Source organism: Nocardia alni, from assembly GCF_019038435.1.
Lineage (GTDB): Bacteria > Actinomycetota > Actinomycetes > Mycobacteriales > Mycobacteriaceae > Nocardia > Nocardia alni.
The window spans coordinates 77,944-97,886 of sequence record NZ_JAGPOX010000005.1 but is presented as its reverse complement, the minus strand read 5'-3'; the positions used below and the strand labels follow the sequence as shown (position 1 = coordinate 97,886).

General features: G+C 67.9%; 22 protein-coding genes. 12 read left to right on the top strand and 10 right to left on the bottom strand.

Going from position 1 to position 19,943, the window contains the following annotated elements:
- The first annotated feature begins 94 nt into the window (after nt 1–94).
- Nucleotides 95–1,546: an NAD-dependent succinate-semialdehyde dehydrogenase gene (locus JZ791_RS03975; protein ID WP_216892744.1), complete on the top strand. Its 1,452-nt coding sequence runs from the start codon at nt 95–97 to the stop codon at nt 1,544–1,546.
- 48 nt (nt 1,547–1,594) lie between these two features.
- Here the strand turns inward: JZ791_RS03975 and JZ791_RS03970 are convergent, their stop codons facing one another.
- From JZ791_RS03970 to JZ791_RS03955, 4 genes are all read right to left on the bottom strand, one after another.
- Complete coding sequence (locus JZ791_RS03970; protein ID WP_216892743.1) at nt 1,595–1,756, bottom strand: hypothetical protein; 162 nt, start codon at nt 1,754–1,756, stop codon at nt 1,595–1,597.
- A complete protein-coding gene (locus tag JZ791_RS03965; RefSeq protein ID WP_216892742.1) occupies nt 1,753–1,890 on the bottom strand; it encodes a hypothetical protein in 138 nt (45 codons plus the stop codon). The genes JZ791_RS03970 and JZ791_RS03965 overlap by 4 nt, the downstream gene beginning before the upstream one ends.
- Nucleotides 1,887–2,111 carry a hypothetical protein gene (locus JZ791_RS03960; protein ID WP_216892741.1) on the bottom strand — a complete coding sequence of 75 codons (225 nt, stop codon included), beginning with the start codon at nt 2,109–2,111 and terminating at the stop codon, nt 1,887–1,889. Before JZ791_RS03960 ends, JZ791_RS03965 begins: the two co-directional genes overlap by 4 nt.
- A gap of 183 nt (nt 2,112–2,294) precedes the next feature.
- Nucleotides 2,295–2,588 carry a chorismate mutase gene (locus tag JZ791_RS03955; RefSeq protein WP_216892740.1) on the bottom strand — a complete coding sequence of 98 codons (294 nt, stop codon included), beginning with the start codon at nt 2,586–2,588 and terminating at the stop codon, nt 2,295–2,297.
- 327 nt (nt 2,589–2,915) lie between these two features.
- Here JZ791_RS03955 and pcrA point away from each other — a divergent pair, with 327 nt between their 5' ends.
- Nucleotides 2,916–5,483, top strand: a complete 2,568-nt coding sequence (gene pcrA, locus JZ791_RS03950; RefSeq protein ID WP_216892739.1) for a DNA helicase PcrA — start codon at nt 2,916–2,918, stop codon at nt 5,481–5,483.
- A 29-nt stretch (nt 5,484–5,512) separates the two neighbouring features.
- On the opposite strand, the gene JZ791_RS47145 is transcribed toward pcrA, so the two are convergent.
- Nucleotides 5,513–6,310 (bottom strand): M23 family metallopeptidase, encoded by a 798-nt coding sequence (locus JZ791_RS47145; RefSeq protein ID WP_438804479.1) that lies wholly within the window; start codon nt 6,308–6,310, stop codon nt 5,513–5,515.
- A 1,077-nt stretch (nt 6,311–7,387) separates the two neighbouring features.
- On the opposite strand from JZ791_RS47145, the gene sucC reads away from it, so the two are divergent.
- From sucC to purH, 6 genes are all read left to right on the top strand, one after another.
- A complete protein-coding gene (sucC, locus tag JZ791_RS03940) occupies nt 7,388–8,557 on the top strand; it encodes an ADP-forming succinate--CoA ligase subunit beta (protein WP_216892737.1) in 1,170 nt (389 codons plus the stop codon).
- Nucleotides 8,558–8,570: 13 nt separating this feature from the next.
- Nucleotides 8,571–9,485, top strand: a complete 915-nt coding sequence (gene sucD / locus JZ791_RS03935; protein ID WP_216892736.1) for a succinate--CoA ligase subunit alpha — start codon at nt 8,571–8,573, stop codon at nt 9,483–9,485.
- A gap of 138 nt (nt 9,486–9,623) precedes the next feature.
- Nucleotides 9,624–10,757 (top strand): DUF5336 domain-containing protein, encoded by a 1,134-nt coding sequence (locus JZ791_RS46265; RefSeq protein ID WP_216892735.1) that lies wholly within the window; start codon nt 9,624–9,626, stop codon nt 10,755–10,757.
- Nucleotides 10,758–10,881: 124 nt separating this feature from the next.
- Entirely contained in the window at nt 10,882–12,489 is a 1,608-nt protein-coding gene (locus JZ791_RS03925; RefSeq protein WP_216892734.1) for a cell division protein PerM, read from the top strand.
- A 65-nt stretch (nt 12,490–12,554) separates the two neighbouring features.
- Nucleotides 12,555–13,196, top strand: a complete 642-nt coding sequence (purN, locus tag JZ791_RS03920) for a phosphoribosylglycinamide formyltransferase (protein WP_216892787.1) — start codon at nt 12,555–12,557, stop codon at nt 13,194–13,196.
- A 12-nt stretch (nt 13,197–13,208) separates the two neighbouring features.
- Complete coding sequence (gene purH / locus JZ791_RS03915) at nt 13,209–14,840, top strand: bifunctional phosphoribosylaminoimidazolecarboxamide formyltransferase/IMP cyclohydrolase (protein ID WP_308162757.1); 1,632 nt, start codon at nt 13,209–13,211, stop codon at nt 14,838–14,840.
- 354 nt (nt 14,841–15,194) lie between these two features.
- On the opposite strand, the gene JZ791_RS03910 is transcribed toward purH, so the two are convergent.
- On the bottom strand, nt 15,195–15,674 hold the full coding sequence (locus tag JZ791_RS03910; RefSeq protein WP_216892733.1) for a hypothetical protein: 480 nt from the start codon (nt 15,672–15,674) through the stop codon (nt 15,195–15,197).
- A 196-nt stretch (nt 15,675–15,870) separates the two neighbouring features.
- On the opposite strand from JZ791_RS03910, the gene JZ791_RS03905 reads away from it, so the two are divergent.
- A complete protein-coding gene (locus tag JZ791_RS03905) occupies nt 15,871–16,398 on the top strand; it encodes a LysM peptidoglycan-binding domain-containing protein (protein ID WP_216892732.1) in 528 nt (175 codons plus the stop codon).
- Between the two features lie 197 nt (nt 16,399–16,595).
- Here JZ791_RS03905 and rpsR read toward each other — a convergent pair whose 3' ends face one another.
- Genes rpsR through rpmB form a run of 4 tightly spaced genes read right to left on the bottom strand, consistent with a single transcriptional unit; the run spans nt 16,596 to nt 17,603 of the window.
- Nucleotides 16,596–16,850 (bottom strand): 30S ribosomal protein S18, encoded by a 255-nt coding sequence (gene rpsR, locus JZ791_RS03900; protein ID WP_216892731.1) that lies wholly within the window; start codon nt 16,848–16,850, stop codon nt 16,596–16,598.
- Between the two features lie 36 nt (nt 16,851–16,886).
- Nucleotides 16,887–17,195 carry a 30S ribosomal protein S14 gene (gene rpsN, locus JZ791_RS03895; RefSeq protein WP_216892730.1) on the bottom strand — a complete coding sequence of 103 codons (309 nt, stop codon included), beginning with the start codon at nt 17,193–17,195 and terminating at the stop codon, nt 16,887–16,889.
- A gap of 1 nt (nt 17,196) precedes the next feature.
- Nucleotides 17,197–17,367 carry a 50S ribosomal protein L33 gene (gene rpmG / locus JZ791_RS03890; RefSeq protein ID WP_216892729.1) on the bottom strand — a complete coding sequence of 57 codons (171 nt, stop codon included), beginning with the start codon at nt 17,365–17,367 and terminating at the stop codon, nt 17,197–17,199.
- The gene (gene rpmB / locus JZ791_RS03885) at nt 17,367–17,603 is read right to left on the bottom strand and encodes a 50S ribosomal protein L28 (RefSeq protein ID WP_216892728.1); all 237 of its coding nucleotides are present in this window, start codon (nt 17,601–17,603) and stop codon (nt 17,367–17,369) included. The genes rpmG and rpmB overlap by 1 nt, the downstream gene beginning before the upstream one ends.
- A gap of 128 nt (nt 17,604–17,731) precedes the next feature.
- Here rpmB and mrf point away from each other — a divergent pair, with 128 nt between their 5' ends.
- From mrf to rpmF, 3 genes are read left to right on the top strand one after another with little or no spacing between them, the layout of a single operon-like run.
- The gene (gene mrf, locus JZ791_RS03880; protein ID WP_216892785.1) at nt 17,732–19,105 is read left to right on the top strand and encodes a ribosome hibernation factor-recruiting GTPase MRF; all 1,374 of its coding nucleotides are present in this window, start codon (nt 17,732–17,734) and stop codon (nt 19,103–19,105) included.
- The gene (locus JZ791_RS03875; protein ID WP_216892727.1) at nt 19,102–19,371 is read left to right on the top strand and encodes a type B 50S ribosomal protein L31; all 270 of its coding nucleotides are present in this window, start codon (nt 19,102–19,104) and stop codon (nt 19,369–19,371) included. The genes mrf and JZ791_RS03875 overlap by 4 nt, the downstream gene beginning before the upstream one ends.
- A 1-nt stretch (nt 19,372) precedes the next feature.
- Nucleotides 19,373–19,546: a 50S ribosomal protein L32 gene (rpmF, locus tag JZ791_RS03870; protein WP_216892726.1), complete on the top strand. Its 174-nt coding sequence runs from the start codon at nt 19,373–19,375 to the stop codon at nt 19,544–19,546.
- The last annotated feature ends 397 nt before the right edge of the window (nt 19,547–19,943 follow it).

The window sequence follows — 19,943 nt, the reverse complement described above, 5'->3', positions numbered from 1 at the left end:
TGCCCACAGTAACCGCCCGGACGGGTGGCCGGACTATTGCACGGACTGTGCACATGACAGCTGGGGGCTGGACAGGCGGGCATAGGCTGATTCCATGGCTTCCGAACGTGAACTTCTCGCATCCGTACCAACCCAGCTCTGGATCGGCGGACCGGTGGATGCCACCGGTGGCGCCACCTTCCCGGTCGAGAACCCCGCGACCGGCGAAACCCTGCTCGAGGTGGCCGACGCATCCCCCGAGGATGCGATGCGCGCCCTCGACACGGCCGTCGCCGTACAGGACGAATGGGCGGCGACGCCGGCCCGTCAGCGTGGGGAGATCCTGCGCGCGGTGTACGAGAAAATCATCGAGCGCACAGAGGATTTCGCGCTGCTGATGACCCTGGAAATGGGTAAGGCGCTGCCGGAGAGCCGCAACGAGGTGCGGTACGGCGCGGAATTCTTCCGCTGGTTCAGCGAGGAGGCCGTGCGCATCCACGGCCGCTACCAGAGCGCGCCCACCGGAACCGGCCGCATCATCGTGCACAAGCAGCCCGTCGGCCCGTGCCTGGCGATCACGCCGTGGAACTTCCCCCTCGCCATGGGCACCCGCAAGATCGGCCCCGCGCTCGCGGCCGGGTGCACGATCATCGTCAAACCGGCCTCGGCGACGCCGCTGACCATGCTGCTGCTGGCCCAGCTGTGCCGCGAGGCGGGCCTGCCCGACGGCGTGCTGTCGGTGATCACCAGCCGCCGGTCCGGCGCTGTCACCGCACCGCTCATCAACGACCCGCGCCTGCGCAAACTGACCTTCACCGGTTCCACCGAGGTCGGCAAGAAGCTGGTCGAGTCCTCGGCGCACGGCCTGCTGCGCACCTCGATGGAACTGGGCGGCAACGCCCCGTTCGTGGTGTTCGACGACGCCGATATCGACGCCGCGGTCGCCGGGGCCATGCTGGCCAAGCTGCGCAACGGGGGCGAGGCGTGCACCGCCGCCAACCGCTTCCACGTGCACAACGCGGTGATCGAGGAGTTCACCGAGAAGTTCGTCGCGGCGGTGCAGGAGGTGCGCGTAGGCCCGGGCACTGATCCGGAGACCACGCTGGGCCCGCTGATCAACGCCGATCAGCTCGAGATCGTCAGCGAACTGGTCGACGATGCGGTGGCCCACGGCGCGCAGGTGCGCACCGGTGGCAAGGCGCCCGGCGGCCCCGGCTACTACTACCCGGCCACCGTGCTGTCCGACGTCCCGCCGACCGCGCGCATCCTGTCCGAGGAAGTCTTCGGCCCCGTCGCGCCGATTATCGGCTTCGACACCGAGGAGCAGGGCCTGGCCGCGGCCAACGACACCGAATTCGGTCTGGTCGCCTACGTCTACACGCAGAACCTGGACCGTGCCCTGCGCATCGCCGAGGGCCTGGAGAGCGGCATGGTCGGCATCAACCGCGGTGTCATCTCCGACCCGGCCGCGCCCTTCGGCGGCGTGAAGGCCTCGGGCTTCGGCCGCGAGGGCGGCACCGAGGGCATCGAGGAGTACCTGTCCACCAAGTACATCGCCCTGCCGTAGTGGACGATCGTGGTGGGCCCGAACCCCTTCGAGCCCACCACGACTCGATCAGCTACGCGCCGCGATCACGTCATCCACCTCATCATCACAAGCCAGCGACACCCCTTCCCGCGCCGCTAACGCCGCCACCGTGATCTGCGTCCGAATCACCTCGCGGTAGATGCGATCGACCTGGTCGATCAGACGGGGGATATTTCGTGGCGTGGTCACGACTCTTCCTCGAGGACGGCGTCGACCTCGTCCGGTGATACCGGAGCCGCACCGAGAAGCTCCATCATGCGACGATTGCCGATCCTCAGCTCGATGAGATCTCGGCGGTACTGCCTGGCGGCCTGTGTCGTCACGACCGCTCCTCCATGAGGGAGTCGATCTCCTGCTCGGTGATCATGCTGATGTTCATGACGGTCGCCATCCGCCCGAGCATGGCTTTGACGCCGAGCATGTCTCGTTCGAGGTGGTACGTGACCGTGCCGTAGCCGGTGTCCATATCGCGAACCTTGGACTCCAGCCTGTCCGTTCTGCGCCCGATATCACTCAGACGCCGTTCGATCGTCTCCAGTGCCATAACAACGACCCCCAATCATGTTGTGGCCCCTGCGAACTGGGCCGCTGTGAATACGGACGCCAGCGTACTCACGGGGACCGACAGAATCGATCGGGTTATCTGTCGCAGATGTGACACGGACGCAGAGAGCCGCCCTGGGGAATATTCCACCGGGGCGGCTCGGGTATCGGTCGGGATATCGCCTCAGCGACCCAGGCGGCCCCTGCCGAGGCGCAGCAGCAGCATGGCCAGGGTGTGGCCCTCCTGGCCCAGTTCGCTGAACCGTTCCAGAACCTTCATCTCCCGGGAGTGCACGAGGCGGGGACCGCCGCTGGCCATGCGGGTGCGGCCGATCAGGCGGGAGACCTCGGTACGCCGCTTGATCGCGGCGAGGATCTCGGCATCGAGACGGTCGATCTCCTTGCGGAGCTTGTCGATCTCGGCCTCGCTGGTGGGCAGCGCGGCGTCAGACTCTGTCTCAGTCGTAGAGGTATTCATACTTCTCTCCTCGTGTCAGAACGTCGATCGGCACGTGGCCCTACCCGTTACCGGCGTGTTCCTTCACCCGTGAATCAGACCCGGCGGGTCGTTCAGTTCTTTCGAAACACTATGCGCTCATGCCTTCGCACCGCTAGCACTAGGCTCCACCGTCACGCTCACGTACCCACGCGGACAGCGATCGACCGCATCATGGCACTGGACATATGCTCAGTTTGCCATGATGCGAAGGTCCGGCCAAACGATTCGCGCCCAAAGCCGGCCGGAGCGGGCGATCGGCCGTATCGCTACTACCTTGTCGGTGCCCGCCGGTAGCGTGGGAGGGCGATGGAGACGACGGCGGTTGAGACGAGGCATCCTGCAGTACAGACGGGCCCGGCAGGGGGTGATTCGCACGTGACGGCGGGCAAGTCACCCGCACCGCGCGATCGCGCCGCGGAGGCGTCCGATCGCGCCGAGCGCCTACTGGACGGGCTGAACCCGCAGCAGCGGGCGGCGGTGATGCACGCGGGTGTGCCCCTGCTCATCGTCGCGGGCGCGGGATCGGGCAAGACCGCCGTGCTCACCAGGCGTATCGCCTATCTGCTGGCCGCCCGCGGCGCCACTCCGGGGCAGATCCTGGCGATCACCTTCACCAACAAGGCCGCCGCCGAGATGCGCGAGCGGGTGATCGACCTGGTCGGCCCCCGCGCGGCCAGTATGTGGGTGTCCACGTTCCACTCCAGCTGTGTACGCATCCTGCGCACCCAGGCATCGCTGCTGCCCGGCCTGAACTCCAACTTCTCCATCTACGACGCCGACGATTCGCGCCGGCTGCTCGCGATGGTCATCCGCGACCAGGAGCTGGACGCCAAGAAGTACACCCCGCGCCTGCTGGCCACCGCCATCTCCAACCTCAAGAACGAGCTCATCGAGCCCGGGCAGGCCACCGCCGACGCCGAATCCGACGAGAGCCAGCTCCCCGGCATCGTCGCGCAGGTCTACACCGAATATCAGCGCCGCCTGCGCGCGGCCAACGCGATGGATTTCGACGATCTGATCGGTGAGACGGTGTCGCTGTTGCAGCGCCACCCGCAGGTCGCCGAGTACTACCGCCGCCGGTTCCGGCATGTGCTGGTCGACGAGTACCAGGACACCAACCACGCGCAGTACGTGCTGGTGCGCGAGCTGGTCGGGCATCACACGGCCGAACTGGACGACGCCGACGCCGGCGCGAACGCAGCCGATCCGGAGTTCGAGCCGGTGCGCCGCGACGGTGCGGTCGAACCCAGCGAACTGTGCGTCGTCGGTGACGCCGATCAGTCCATCTACGCCTTCCGCGGCGCCACCATCCGCAACATCGAGGAGTTCGAGCGCGACTTCCCCGATGCGGAAACCATTCTGCTGGAACAGAATTACCGTTCCACCCAGCACATCCTGTCGGCGGCGAACGCGGTCATCGCCCGCAACGAGGGCCGCCGCGACAAGAAGCTCTGGACCGATTCCGGCGAGGGCGATCTGATCGTCGGCTACGTCGCGGACAACGAGCACGACGAGGCGTCCTTCGTGGCCCGCGAGATCGACCGCCTATCCGATGCGGGCGATTACAACTACGGCGACGTCGCGGTCTTCTACCGCACCAACAACAACTCCCGTGCGCTGGAAGACATCTTCATTCGCATGGGCCTGCCGTACAAGGTGGTCGGCGGCGTCCGTTTCTACGAGCGCAAGGAGGTTCGCGATATCGTCGCCTACCTGCGGGTGCTGGAGAATCCGGAAGATGCGGTGAGCCTGCGTCGCATCCTGAACACCCCCCGCCGCGGCATCGGCGACCGCGCCGAGGCCTGCGTGGCGGTGCACTCCGAGCAACGCGGCATCGGATTCGGCCAGGCGCTGCGCGACGCCGCCGACGGCAAGGTGGCCCTGCTGAACACCCGGGCGCAGCGCGCGATCACGGGATTCCTGGATCTGCTCGATGAGATCCGCGCCGCCGGGACGCAGGAGGATCTGGACTTCCCGGATGTGGGCACGGTGGTGGAGGCGGTGCTGGACCGATCCGGCTATCGCACCGAACTGGAGATGTCGGACGATCCGCAGGATGGCGCCCGCCTGGACAACCTGAACGAACTGGTCAGCGTCGCACGGGAATTCAGTTCCGAGGCGCGCAACAATGTGGAGGCCGCCCGGTCCGAGGGGCTGGTGCCGGAGGCCGCCGAGGGCGAGCCGGAGCCCGGTTCGCTGGCGGCCTTCCTGGAGCGGGTGTCGCTGGTCGCCGACGCCGATCAGATCCCCGACGAGGGCACGGGCGTGGTCACGCTGATGACCCTGCACACCGCCAAGGGCCTGGAATTCCCGGTTGTCTTCGTCACCGGCTGGGAAGATGGTCAGTTCCCGCATATGCGCGCGCTGGGCGATCCCACCGAGCTGGCCGAGGAACGCCGCCTGGCCTACGTCGGCATCACCCGCGCCCGGCGCCGGCTGTATCTGACCCGCGCGGTCGTCCGGTCCGGCTGGGGCCAACCGGTATCGAATCCGGAATCTCGCTTCCTCCAGGAGATCCCGGGCCATCTGATGGACTGGCAGCGCCTCGAGCCCGCGAGCTCACCGATATCGCAGAGCCGTCGCCGTCGCGGCGAGGACGACGGCCTGGAACGGGATTGGACCCGCGGTGACGGCTGGTCCGAGCGCCCCGGCGCACGCGGCGGCCGCCGTCCCGCACCCGGCGGCATGAAACAGGCAGCCGCCACCCTCGTCCTCGCCGTAGGCGACCGCGTCAACCACGACAAGTACGGCCTGGGCCGGGTGACCGCCGCCGAGGGCGTTGGACCGATGGCCAGCGTGACCATCGACTTCGGTACAGCGGGCAAGATCCGCCTGATCCCGCAGTTCAGCGGCGGGGTGCTGACCAAGCTATAGGCCAGGGCCCGAGGGCTGACCGCGTGGGGTCAGTCCTCTTCGGTGCCCAGAGAGATGCCTCGGGAGGCGAGCCAGGGGAGGGGGTCGATGCGGTCGGTGCCGTGGAGCCAGACTTCGAAGTGGCAGTGGGGGCCCGTGGAGAAGCCCCGGTTGCCGATGGTGGCGATCTCATCGCCGGCCATGACTCGCTGACCCACGTTGACCAGGATCGTGTTGACGTGGCCGTAGACGGTCATGGTGCCGTCGTCGTGGCGTACGCGCACCCACAGGCCGAAGCCCGACGCCGGTCCCGCGCTGATGACCGTGCCGTCCATGACGGAGTAGATCGGGGTGCCGATGGGGCCGGCGATATCCACACCGGGATGCAGGACGCCCCAGCGGGTGCCGTACCCGGAGGTGAACACGCCGTTGGCGAACTTCGCGTACAGCGGGCGCAGCTTGGACTGCGCCTGGGCGGCGAGGTCGGCGGCGAACTGCTGGCCGTGGTGCAGGACGTCCTGGAACTGGCTCAGGTCGGTGACCGGTGCGATGTCGAGCATCTGAGGCGGCTGGCCGCTGGGCGCCGCTCCGGCGGCGACGGTCTGGGCGACCTCACGGATCTGACCGGTTGCCTGATAGTCGGTGGAGGCGTGATGGTCCGCGCTCGCGGCCCGGCTCATCCCGGCCTGACCGGCCGCGACGACGGCGCCGGCGGCCACCGCGACGACGGCCGCGCGCCCCTTGAGCGAACCGGGCGGGGCGGGCACGCGATGCGCGCCCGCGGCGCGACGGCTCGCGGCCCGGCCGACGCGGCCGGCGCCCTGGGGGGGTGCGCCGAGATCGGCCAGGTTGAACGGCCCGGCGTCGGCCTCCGGCTCGTCGTCCCAGGCATCCCAGCCCTGGTCGGCGGGTGCGGAGGGCCAGGACCCGCTGGTATCCGCAGCGCCCCAGGCGTTGTCGGCGGGGGGAGGCCACGCGCCGTTCGGATCGGCCGTGTTCCACGAGTTGCCGGCGCCGTAGGAATTGTCGTGGGGGTCGGGAGTCCATTCGGGGGCCGCGTTCCCACCGTGCTCCGGGCCTGGCCGGGGGGCGCCGGGGTCCGGTTCGCCCCACTGGCTCTGCCCGGGAGCCCCGCCGTCGGGGGCGGGAAGGTTCCAGGTGGCGGCCTGGGGCGTATGCCACGAGTCCGCGCGGGTATCACCGGGCGGGGCGGGAGCATAGGTGTCGAAGGTCGCCGAGAACCCGCCGAACGACGTGGCCCCGCCGAACGCGTTGTGGCCGTCGAGATTCTCGGCGTTACCGCGGTAACGCCGAGCGGATTGTGCCCGATGTCCGGACTGAAGAAGATCGCCGCTCATCACCGAATATCCGAATATGCCTGGAAGTCTGGGTTCGACGGGACACCCGCGGCGCGCCTGGCTACCTGGGAAGCGCTGTGCTGCATCAAGCCTGCCGTCCTCCTGTGCCCGTCAGCGGCGGCGCGGCCCTGTATAGGGGCCTCGTGCACGCCGGTCTCGTGACCGTGTTGTGACTTCGACCGCATTTACGGTAACGAAACGATTGCGACCCGGCAAGCGGTGCGCGCGAGATGCTCGAACATGTGAGATTGATCACGGTTAGCATCGGGAATATCGCATTCGATGTCGGGTCGAAGGCGCCAGACTACGACACCTCGCCCCGCCGCGTCGCTCATCGCCGTAGATTTCTTGCGCCTCTACCTGGCGGCACGTCAACAAACTACCCACCGGTAGTGGTGGCCAGCGCTTTTGCCCTCCCGGCCGCAACCCCGTGACCTGCGCCACTTAGGCTGTATGCGGCTGATTTCCCGCTCCTGTGACTGATTAGAGTCCGATCTGACCCGCCCTGTAACGACGGGCCGCCAACAACAGTCGTTGTCACCACAACGCAGACGAGACGGTGAGTACATGGATCTCTTCGAATATCAGGCGAAGGAGCTCTTCGTGAAGCACGGAGTGCCCTCGTCGGAAGGCCGGGTCACCGACTCGGCCGAGGATGCGCGTGCGATTGCGACCGAGATCGGCAAGCCGGTCATGATCAAGGCGCAGGTGAAGGCCGGCGGCCGTGGTAAGGCCGGCGGCGTCAAGTTCTCCGCGACCCCCGACGATGCCTTCACCAACGCCCAGAACATCCTGGGCTTGGACATCAAGGGCCACATCACCAAGAAGATCCTGGTCGCCGAGGCGAAGGATATCGCCGAGGAGTACTACATCTCCTTCCTGCTGGACCGCTCCAACCGCACCTACCTGGCCATGTGCTCGGTCGAGGGCGGCATGGAGATCGAGGAGGTCGCCGCGACCAAGCCCGATCGCCTGGCCAAGGTGCCGGTCGACGCGGTCAAGGGCGTCGACCTGGCCTTCGCCCGCTCGATCGCGGAGCAGGGCCACCTGCCCGCCGACGTTCTGGACGCCGCCGCGGTGACCATCCAGAAGCTGTGGGAGGTGTTCATCGGCGAGGACGCCACCCTGGTCGAGGTGAACCCGCTGGTCCGCACGCCCGACAACGAGATCCTGGCGCTGGACGGCAAGGTCACGCTGGACGAGAACGCCGAGTTCCGGCACAAGAAGGAGCACGAGGAGTTCGCGGACAAGGACGCGACCGATCCGCTCGAGCTCAAGGCCAAGCAGCACGACCTGAACTACGTCAAGCTCGACGGCCAGGTCGGCATCATCGGCAACGGCGCGGGTCTGGTCATGTCGACCCTGGACGTGGTCGCCTACGCCGGTGAGAACCACGACGGGGTGAAGCCCGCCAACTTCCTGGACATCGGCGGCGGCGCCTCGGCCGAGGTGATGGCCAACGGCCTGGACGTGATCCTGGGCGACAAGCAGGTCAAGAGCGTGTTCGTCAACGTGTTCGGCGGCATCACCGCGTGTGACGCGGTGGCCAACGGCATCGTGAAGGCCCTGGAGATCCTGGGCGACGCCGCCACCAAGCCCCTGGTCGTGCGCTTGGACGGCAACAATGTCGACGAGGGTCGCGCGATCCTCGCCAAGGCCAACCACCCGCTGGTGACGCTGGCGCAGACAATGGATGAAGGCGCCGACAAGGCGGCTGAGCTGGCTGCGGCCAAGTAAGGAAAACAGGGCAATGTCTATCTTCCTCAACAAGGATTCCAAGGTCATCGTCCAGGGCATCACCGGCGGCGAGGGCACCAAGCACACCGCCCTGATGCTCAAGGCCGGCACCCAGGTTCTGGGCGGCGTCAACGCCCGCAAGGCCGGGACCACCGTCTCCCACACCGACAAGGACGGCAACTCCGTCGAGTTGCCGGTGTTCGGATCGGTCGCCGAGGCGATGGAGAAGACCGGCGCGGACGTCTCGATCGCGTTCGTGCCCCCGGCGTTCTCCAAGGACGCCATCATCGAGGCCATCGACGCCGAGATCCCGCTGCTCGTCGTCATCACCGAGGGCATCCCGGTGCAGGACACCGCCTACGCGTGGGCCTACAACCTGGAAAAGGGCGGCAAGACCCGCATCATCGGCCCGAACTGCCCCGGCATCATCACCCCCGGTGAGTCGCTGGTCGGCATCACGCCGAACAACATCACCGGCACGGGCCCGATCGGTCTGGTCTCCAAGTCCGGTACCCTGACCTACCAGATGATGTACGAGCTGCGCGATTTCGGCTTCTCCACCGCGATCGGCATCGGCGGTGACCCGGTCATCGGCACCACCCACATCGACGCCATCGAGGCGTTCGAGAAGGATCCGGCCACCAAGGTCATCGTGATGATCGGCGAGATCGGCGGCGACGCCGAGGAGCGCGCCGCGGCCTACATCAAGGCCAACGTGACCAAGCCGGTCGTCGGCTACGTCGCGGGTTTCACCGCCCCCGAGGGCAAGACGATGGGCCACGCGGGCGCGATCGTGTCCGGTTCGGCCGGCACCGCCGCGGCGAAGAAGGAAGCGCTGGAGGCCGCGGGCGTGAAGGTCGGCAAGACGCCGTCCGAGACCGCCGCGCTGGCCCGCGAGATCCTGGAGAAGGCCGCGGTCGAGGTGTAGCTGTTCATTCGAAGGCCGCCGTCCCGGCACGGGGTGGCGGCCTTCGGCATTTACGGTGGTCGTGACCCGGGCGCATTCGTGCAGTAGCGTCAACAGGAGTATGCAGAGACGCTGAGGACTCGATAAGGAGACGACGACATGTCCTACCCGTCCGGGGGCTCCGGGTACAACGAACCCGCGCCTACACCCTCATCCGCACCAGGCTTCGCCTCGCAGCTCGGTGGCGTGGCAGGTTTCCCGGGCTCGAATGCCGCAGGACTGCCGTTCTATCTCACCGCCGGGACCCTTGTGCTCGGTGTGGTCAACTTCGTGTTCGGCTTCTTCTCGTATGTCACCCAGAACAGCCAGGACGTCGGGATGGGTGTGCACACCCCCGAGGTCACCCGCTCGTTCTTCGCGTATCCGGGCGGCGCCGCGCTGGTGACCCTGCTGCTGATCGGTGGTCTGCTGGCGGGCGTTTCGCTTCTGCCGAAGCAGAGCTGGATGGGCGCCGCGGCGGCCGTCTCGGTGGCGGGCTTCCTGGGCGTGCTATGCGTCTCGCTGAGTCTGCCCGACGGGTTCAGTGCGGCGTGGGGTACCTGGGTGGTGATCTTCCTGGCCTTCGTACAGGCCCTCGCCGCGGTGGCCGCGGTGCTGCTGGAAAGCGACATCGTGACCGTGCCCGAGCCGAAGCCGGCCGCACCGCAGGCGCCCCCGCAGCAGGGCTACGGCGCGCCGGTCGGCTACGGGTCGTACGGCCAGCAGGGACAGTACGGCCAGCAGGGGCAGGCGGCGCAGGCCCAGCCCGGAGCGCAGCCGCAGCCCGGACAGGCCGCGGCCCAGCAGCCGAGCCAACCGGCCGCCTACGGGCAGTACGGCCAGCAGCCGTCCTACGGGCAGGGGCAGCCGGCGCAGTCGCCGTACGGTCAGCAGTATCCGCAGTACGGCCAGCAGGGCCAGGGACAGTACGGTCAGCAGGGCTACGGCCAGTACGGCGCGCAGCCGGGCTATGGAGCTCAAGGCGCCCAGGGTGCTCAGCAGCAGCGTCCGCAGCAGCCGGCCACGCCGAGTACGGATTCCCCCGCACCCCCGACACAACAGTTCGGCAGCGCCGCCGCGGGCCAGCAATTCGGCTCGTCGGGCTACGGCCAGGCCGCCGCGCAGCCCGCGACGTCCGGACAGTCCGCCCCGAGCCCCACGCCGCAACCGGGCAACCCCTTCGGCGAGGAGCAGACCGCCAATCCGGCCGCCGACGCCACGCGCCAGTTCCGTCCGGGTGAAGACGACAAGTAGGCGAATCCGACACGAACGTCGGCGGGTCGGCGGCGTCTTGCGGCGCGCCTGACCCGCCGACGCGAGTCGACCTGTCAGGCTGAATCCCCGTGGGCGAGCGTTACACAATTGAGGGAATGCGGTCGTGAAGGCTTCTTCGGTGCGCCGGGACCCGCGCAGTGCCCACTCGGGTGACGACGACGGCCGACGGCCGCGGCCCGGTTCCAGGCGGTCCGGCCCGGGGCCCGAGGACAATCTGTTCCTGTCGCTGACCCCCGAACGAGCCCGGGTGCTGCTCATCGTGGCCGCCCGGGCGACCAGTTTCACCGTCGTGGTGATCGTGCTGCTGGTGGTCGCCACCCTGCTCGCCGCGAACAGCACCATGACCGGCGCGTCCGGTGCGATCGCCGCGGGATGGCTCGCGGTGCACCAGGTTCCGCTGGTGATCGGCAAGACCACCCTGAGTCTGCTGCCGCTCGTGCCGACCGGGCTGGTGCTGTGGCTGACCGCCCGTGACTGTGCCCGGGCGGTCGAACCCGATTCCACCCGTGCGGATCTGGGGTGGATCGTGGGCGCGGCTCTCTCGGGTCCGCTGCTGGTCACCGCGGTATGCCTGGCGGTGGCCGACGACGCCTCGTCCGTGGTCGCGCTGCAGCCGCCGCAGGCGTTGGCCGCCTTCGCCTGGGTGGGCGTGCTGCATCTGCTGGCCGCCGTCGCCGGTATCGCGAGCCGCCGCAACCCGCTGCGCGAACGGCTGGTCGCGCGGCTTCCGCCGTGGGTCGCGCCCGCGGTCGCCGCTGCCCGGCGTGCGGTCCGGCGCCTGCTGCTGAGCGGGCTGGCGCTGGCCCTGGTCTCGCTGCTGGTGCACTGGTCCCGGCTCGGCGATACCTATCGCGCGGCGGGCAACCTCGGCGGGTTCCTGGGTTTGACGCTGCTGTCGCTGGCCTATCTGCCCAATGTCGCGATCGGCGCGACCAGCGTGCTGGTCGGGGCCGAAGTGCATATCGGCGCGGGCGGGCTGAGCGCGTTCGCCGTTGCGGGAGCGCCGGTTCCGGCGCTGCCCGTGCTGGCGGCGGTGCCGACCGGTCCGGCGGCCGGTTGGTGGCCCGCGGTGCTGCTGGTGCCCGCCACGGTCGGCGTCCTGGCCGGAATGGACTGCGCGCGCGGCTCGGACGACGAGGTGCGCCGTCCCTGGGCGACGCTCACCGCGGCGGGGTCGGTCATGCTGGCGCTGGCCCTGCTGGGTGTGCTCTGCCGGGGTGAGGTGGGGTCGTTCGGGGGTATCGGGCCGAACGTGTTCGTATTCGCCGGGCTGGGCCTGATCTGGACGGCAGTGCCCGGATACGTCGGGCTGCTGTGCGGGCGATTGCTCCTACAGGCGCCGCCGGCCGACTTCGCCGATGATCGACAGTACGTGTTCGAGGACGACGGTTCCGAGCATGACGAGTACTACGACGAGGACGACCGCGGCGAGTACGAGAGCGCCGAGTACGAGGGCGACCAGGACGAGTACGACGATTCCGAGTACGAGCACGACAGGTACCACTACGACGACAGCGACGGTTACGACCGTTACCTGAGCCATTCCGATCCGGTGGTCGACGGCGAACTCGTCGAGGAGCAGCCGGCGCTGGACTCCCGGGGCATCCGCGGCTCCGGCGGCGATTACGACGGCCGCGATTACGAGGACATCGTCGATGCCGAGGTGGTGGAGTCGGACCTGCCGGAGACCGGCCGAGTGGACGGTCGTTAGGCTCTAGTCGTGGCGGTTCGTGTCCGCCGCGATCCCACGGTTCCCGATTCGCAGGGAGTAGAGCGCTGACCACCCCGCCCACCCACCTGGCGCCGACGGCCGCACCGGCGACCGTCGTCGTGCTCGCCTCGGGCACCGGGTCGCTGCTGCGCTCGCTGATCGAGGCGACCGAGACGACGGACTATCCGGCTCGCGTGGTCGCGGTCGGCGTCGACCGGGTCTGTGCCGCAACAGATCATGCCGAGGCCGCGGGGGTTCCGCACTTCCGGGTCGCGCTGGGCGACCACCCCGATCGCGGCGCCTGGGATGCCGCGCTGACCGAGCAGGTCGCCGCATACGAACCCGATCTGGTGGTGTCGGCGGGCTTCATGAAGATCCTCGGTCCGGCGTTCCTGGCGCGGTTCGGCGGCCGCCTCATCAACACCCACCCCGCGCTCCTGCCCTCCTTCCCGGGTGCGCACGCGGTGCGCGACGCGCTCGCCTACGGGGTGCGGGTGACGGGCTCGACCGTGCATCTGGTTGACGCGGGCGTGGATACCGGGCCGATTCTCGCGCAGGAGGCGGTCCCCGTGCTGCCGGACGACGACGAGGGCGCCCTGCACGAGCGGATCAAGGTTGTCGAACGGCGGTTGCTGGCGCAGGTCGTCGCGGCCGTCGCGATGCGAGGCATTGTCTCCGACGGACGAAAGGCAGTTATTCCAGAATGAACAGGTTCTACGGTGAGTGAGCGCAGCGAACGAACCAGCGATACTGGTGAGCGCAAGCCGATCAGCCGGGCGTTGGTGAGCGTGTACGACAAGTCCGGGCTCGTCGAGCTGGCCACCGGCCTGCATGCCGCGGGCGTGGAGTTGGTGTCGACCGGCTCGACCGCGGCGCGCATCGCCGGCGCCGGGATCCCGGTGACCAAGGTCGAGGATGTGACGGGCTTCCCGGAGACCCTGGACGGCCGTGTGAAGACGCTGCACCCGCGGGTGCACGCGGGAATCCTGGCCGACCTGCGTAAGCAAGAGCATGTCGATCAGCTGGTCGAGCTGGATGTGGATGCCTTCGAGCTCGTCGTGGTGAACCTGTACCCGTTCACCCGGACTGTCGCCAGCGGCGCCTCCCCGGACGAATGCGTGGAGCAGATCGATATCGGCGGCCCGTCGATGGTGCGCGCCGCGGCCAAGAACCACCCCTCGGTCGCGGTGGTCGTCGATACCGGCGACTACGACCGCGTACTCGCCGCTGCCGAGTCCGGCGGATTCACGCTTGCCGAGCGAACGGCCCTGGCAGCCAAGGCATTCCAGCATACCGCGAGTTACGACGTGGCGGTAGCGAGCTGGATGACCAGCGTTTTGACGGCGGATGTGCCTGGCGCACAGCAGGATTCGGCCGATGGCCAGGATTCCGCTGCGCCGCAGGGACTTCCGGCCTGGCTGGGCGCGACCTGGACCCGTGAGTCGGTGCTGCGCTACGGCGAGAACCCGCACCAGGCCGCCGCGCTGTACACCGACGACACCGTCGCCCCGGGGCTGGCGCAGGCCGAGCAGTTGCACGGCAAGGAGATGTCGTACAACAACTACACCGACGCGGACGCCGCCTGGCGCGCCGCCTGGGACCACACCGCGCCCGCGGTGGCTGTCATCAAACACGCCAACCCGTGCGGCATCGCGGTCGGCGAGGACATCGCGGAGGCGCATCGCAAGGCGCACGCCTGCGATCCGGTCAGCGCGTTCGGCGGGGTGATCGCGGCCAACCGTGAGGTGACCGTCGAGATGGCCGAGCAGGTCGCGGAGATCTTCACCGAGGTCATCGTGGCGCCGGGGTATGCCGACGGTGCGGTGGAGGTGTTGGCGCGCAAGAAGAATGTGCGCATCCTGGTGGCCCGCTCACCGCGCCGTGTGGGCGTCGAGGTGCGCCCGATCAGCGGCGGCGCACTCGCGCAGCAGCGCGATATCGTCGACGCCGAGGGCGACGATCCGGCCAACTGGACGCTGGTCTCCGGCGAGGCGGCCGATGCGGCCACCCTGGCCGACCTCGAATTCGCCTGGCGCGCTTGCCGTGCGGTGAAGTCGAACGCGATCCTGCTGGCCCACGACGGCGCCTCGGTCGGTGTCGGAATGGGACAGGTCAACCGGGTCGACGCGGTGCACCTCGCGGTGCTGCGCGCGGAGGATCGGGCCAAGGGCTCGGTCGCGGCCTCGGACGCCTACTTCCCGTTCCCGGACGGGCCGCAGCAGCTCATCACGGCAGGGGTGAAAGCCATTGTGCAGCCGGGTGGTTCGGTGCGTGATCAGCTGACGATCGATGCCTGCCGTGAGGCCGGCGTGACGATGTACTTCACCGGGGCAAGGCATTTCGCGCACTGAATGTGTGCTGAACGACAGAGCGCCCTGCGCGGGACTGCGGGTTCCCGCGCAGGGCGTCGTCCTCCGGGCTTCGGGCCTTGGACATCCCGAACCCCGGGTTTCGTCATCCCAGCCGAGGCTGGGAATCGGTCTGTGGATCACTCTGCGCGAGTGGAGAATTCGGCGATGACGAATCGCCGTACGATGGTGCGCAATTACGTGACATCAGTGCCCTGCGTGTGTGGTTCGGCCTGGTTCTTCACTACGTAACGCCTATGTGGGAAGGTAGCACTTCACAATCTCGCACGCTCGGTGAGTGCCCCGCATGATGGCAGTTCGTTCACATTTGTGACGAGGATCACAGATTTTTCGAATCTACTTGGCGCTGAGCACCTTTCGATTGCCGAGCGGTTGCTTCAGGGGGACTTCGAGGGTGCCGAATACCGCGATCATCGTGCACATACGTCCCACCGCCTGTGGGAGTTCACCCGAGCGCAGGGTCACGGTGACGGTGGTGTCGGTCTCGGTGGCGGCGGCGTCCACGCCATAGCAGTCCGGCGAGCCGATCTGGAAGTTCACCGCGATCCGATCGGGCGCGACCCGGTACCAGCTGTCGAACGGGATGGGCTCCGCGTGGACGATCGCCGGATTCGCGGTGAACATGCGCCCCGGATCCGGAGGCGTCTGCTCGGTCGGCGAGCTCGGGTCGGAGGGGGCGGACGAGCCGGTCGTCGCGGTGGCGGTATTCGCCTGCGCGCCACCGTGGTTCGTCTGTCCGCAGCCGGCGACGGCCAGCAATGCCAGCAGTGTCGCGGCGGCCGCGCCGAGGCGGCGCGGTCCCCAAGTCCTGTTCATGAGGCATCACCCTAGTGGGCGGGTGGGTGCGGTGACCGTGCCCGGTTCCCCGCCGGAGTGAACTTTCCGCAACGAATATGCGCAAGTGATGCGATCCGGACTACCGGACAGTACAGTCGGCAAACGACTAGCAATTCTAGCTCGACACCATCGAACAACCGACGAAGTGCTCCCTCGAGTCCCGAAAGGAAATCCGGTGGGCGACACATTGCACGTAGGTGACGAACTCGGTCTCGGCCAGTCTCTGCAGGGTGGCGCATACACGATGACCCTGCAGAACGATGGCAACCTGGTCCTTTCCGAGCCGGATGGAAAGGTCGTGTGGGCGACCAACACGCATGAGCAGGGCGTGCGGCGCGCTGTCCTGCAAGACGACGGCAACTTCGTGCTGTACAAGGACGACGGTGGCGCCTGGTCCACCAAAACCAGTGGTAAAGAGGCCGACCGATTGGTCGTGCAACCTGACCGCAACATCGTGCTGTATGGGAAGGACGGCAGCCCGATGTGGTCCTCGGGCACCAATACCGACAACCCGATCCAGGCATCCGCCGCGGCCGCGCCCGCGTCGGGTGGGCAGAGCTACACCGTCGCGTCGGGCGACACCCTGTGGGCGATCGCCGAGCGCTTCTACGGCGACGGCAACCGCTACATGGAGATAGCCACGGCCAACGGAATGGACAACCCGGACATGGTCTCCGCGGGCCAGACCCTGACCATCCCGTGATGATCGAATAATCAAGCAGCGCAACGCCAGAGCCCCGGAGCATTCCGGGGCTCTCGCGACGACCGCGACCACTGATTTCGCAAGTTATGGGTAACTTGCCGGGTACGGGCCAACTCGGCTACCGCCTGACCGCCGGCCGCCAACGCCAGTTGCGTGGCACGCAAGTCTGGCCTGAGGCGCGGAGAGGCGGAAGGGCCTTATCGGCTGGTGAAGGGTAGCAGTGCCATCTCACGGGCGTTCTTCACCGCGATGGCGACCTGCCGCTGCTGCTGAGGCGTGAGCCCGGTGACACGGCGGCTGCGGATCTTGCCGCGGTCGGAGATGAACGTGCGCAGCAGGTTCACATCCTTGTAGTCGACCACCTCGATGCCCGCGGCGATCAGAGGGTTCTTCTTCGGCCGGCGCGCCTGCTCGGCACGAACCTTCTTGGACGGTGCTCGCTTCACTGCCATGTCAGCGTTCCTTCTCGCTCGCGAGATACGGGGGATCTACCAACTCGACTTGTGCACACCTGGCAGCTCTCCGCGATGGGCCAGTTCGCGCACGCGCACTCGGGATAGACCGAATTTCCGCAAGTGACCACGGGGACGGCCATCCGTAGCGTCCCGATTGCGCAATCGTACCGGACTGGCATTGCGTGGCAGCCGCTGTAGGGCAGCATACAAATCGGCCGTTTCGGGCGCGCCAACCGCGGCAGCGCGGCGGGCTGCCTCCTTCAATTCCGCGCGTCGTTCGGCATGTCGCTCGACGATGACGCGGCGCTGCTCGTTGCGAGCGATCTTCGACTTCTTCGCCATCTCAGCGCTCCTCGCGGAAGTCCACGTGCTTACGCACGATCGGGTCGTACTTGCGCAACACCATGCGGTCCGGATCGTTTCGGCGGTTCTTCCGGGTGACGTAGGTGTACCCGGTGCCCGCGGTCGAGCGGAGCTTCACGATGGGGCGAATCTCGCTGTTGCGCGCGGCCATCAGATCTTGACCCCCTGGCGGCGCAGCCGCGCCACGACGGCCTCGATGCCATCGCGGTCGATGGTCTTGATGCCCTTGGCTGACACGGTCAGGGTGATTCGGCGGCCCTCGCTGGGCAGGTAGTAGGTCTTGCGCTGGATGTTGGGGTCCCAGCGCCGGTTCGTGCGCCGGTGTGAGTGCGAGACCGACTTGCCGAATCCGGGACGGCGCCCGGTGACCTGGCAGTGTGCCGACACGGATCCTCCTATTTATTGGTGATGAAAATCATTTTCGACAACAGACGTCGAACACTGTAGCGTGAGCCTCCGGTAAATGAAAATCATTGTCGAAAGGGGTTCCGGTGGTGTCTCCTCCCGGCCGTCGCATGCCCGTCGTGCTGTTGGCGGCCGCATCCGTCGAGCCCGTCGGCCCGGTCGCGACGGGCATGGATCGGGTGGCGTGGGCGATGCTGGATATACCGGGCACCGTGGTGGTCCGGCACGATCTGACCGCCCTGCACGAGGGCATCGTGCGCCGCACCGTGTGGTACGGCACGCCGGTCGGGCGCATGGCAGCCCTCTCCGGTGTCCTGGACCACCGTGCCGTGACGACGGTGCACGAGCTGGCGCACGGCTGTGTCTCGTGCACGCTGCGCGCCGACCTGCTGCCCCTGCTGTGCCTGCTGTCGATGCGGGATTCCGTGCGGCGCATCGTGATCCTGCTGGATCCCGCATTCGAGGCCGAGGCGGTCTGCCACGCGATCGAACACGTCGTGGTCGCCGGAGTCGCGGGCCGAGTGGACGGCCCGGCCGGGCGCAGCGTGCGCGTCGAGGCCGTGCTCACCGGACTGGACGCGCACACCTGGCCCGCCGATGCGATCGGCGACGACATGCTCAAGGAACGCGGCCTGTCCGCCGACGACGAGCGCACAGTGGCGCAGGTCGCCGTGGGACAGGTCGAATTCGCCGACGCGGTACTGATTTTCGCCCCCGATCCGTTCGCGGGCGGCGATCGGGCGCGACTGATGGCGATCCTGGACCGCCTGGTCCCGCAGGCCCCGGTCGACTGGCTCGATGAAGCTGTGGGGTCAGGTGCTGTGGGGGCAGGTAAAGAGGGTCCGGCCTGCGCGCGAATCGAGGGCCTGCTGGCCCGTATTGCCGGCGACTCGCGGCGCGGCCGGATCTTCGACGCGCACGCCCCGCTGCTGCGCGGCCGACCGCCGCTGGATACCGAATACGGCGTCACACTCGTGGAATTCGCCGCCGGCCGCCCGTTTCACCCTGAACGTCTGCACGAGGCCCTGGATGTGCTGTTCGACGGTGTCGTAACCGCGCGGGGCCGGATCTGGTTGGCCACCCAGCCGCATGACGCGGTATGGCTGGAATCGGCCGGGGGCGGACTGCGCGTGGGCGGCGCCGGTCCGTGGCTGGCCGCGATGACGCCAGAGGAATTCGCCGATGCCGATCCGGATCGTCGCGCGCTGGCCGCGCTGCGCTGGGACGAGCACTTCGGCGACCGGGACATCTCGCTGACGATCCTGGTCTGCGACGCCGATCCGGACGACATCCGGCACGCGCTGCACTGGGCACTGGTCGACGACGCCGAACTGGAGTTGATGCGCACCGCACCCGAACTTGTCGCCCGGTGGTCCGACCCATTCGGCGACTGGCACGAGGATCCGTGCGATTCGGCGGCATCCGAAGAACCCGAAACCAGCGCCTCGCCGCACGGGGCGCGCAACCGAGAGGCGGAGCAGTGAAGGCGGATATTCACCCGGACTACCATCCGGTGGTCTTCGAGGACGTCAGCACCGGCAAGCGATTTCTCACCAGGTCCACCGCCACCAGCACGCGTACGGCGCAGTGGGAGGACGGCAACAGCTATCCACTGATCACCGTCGACGTCACCTCCGATTCGCATCCGTTCTGGACCGGCGCGCACCGCGTGCTGGATACCGCGGGGCGGGTGGAGAAGTTCGAGCGAAAGTACGGCCGCCGCACGCGGTCCAGTGGGAAGGAGAGCTAGGGTGGCGGTTCCGAAGCGGCGTATGTCGCGTGCGAATACCCGTAGCCGACGGGCGAATTGGAAGGCGACGGTGCCTGAGCTGGTCTCGGTCACCGTTGGTGGCGTGGTCTATCGGGTGCCGCGACGGCTGGTTCCGGCGGTGCGGCGCGGGCTGATCGATCCGGCGCGGCTGTAGAGCCCACCGGATGAGCGCAAGGGCCTATTGTCACGTGGTTCTGCGACGTTCGTCCGGATGCTGCGACGTGCGGGCAAACGTCTGGATCGGCTCGAGCAGCCAGGTAGGCTCGAAGATGGTTGCGATATGGTAGCTGATTTGTGAACTACTTGCTGCGGGTTGGTTTTTGGGTGTGAAAAAGTCCAAACGAAGTGATGCATTCGTGCCCCTGGGCCGGTAGCCTCATGCACGAGGGCGGGTTCCTCAAAGCAATCGGGGGACCCGCTCATCGCCAAAGTTCCGCCGCCCCGCGCCTCGGGCAGGGCCCGCGTGCGACATCGGTCGCGTCGGCGGATAGCGGTTGAGGGGTGGGCTCGGTTGGGCCGCCGCCCGGCAAGTTACCCCCGGTTCGCAAAAT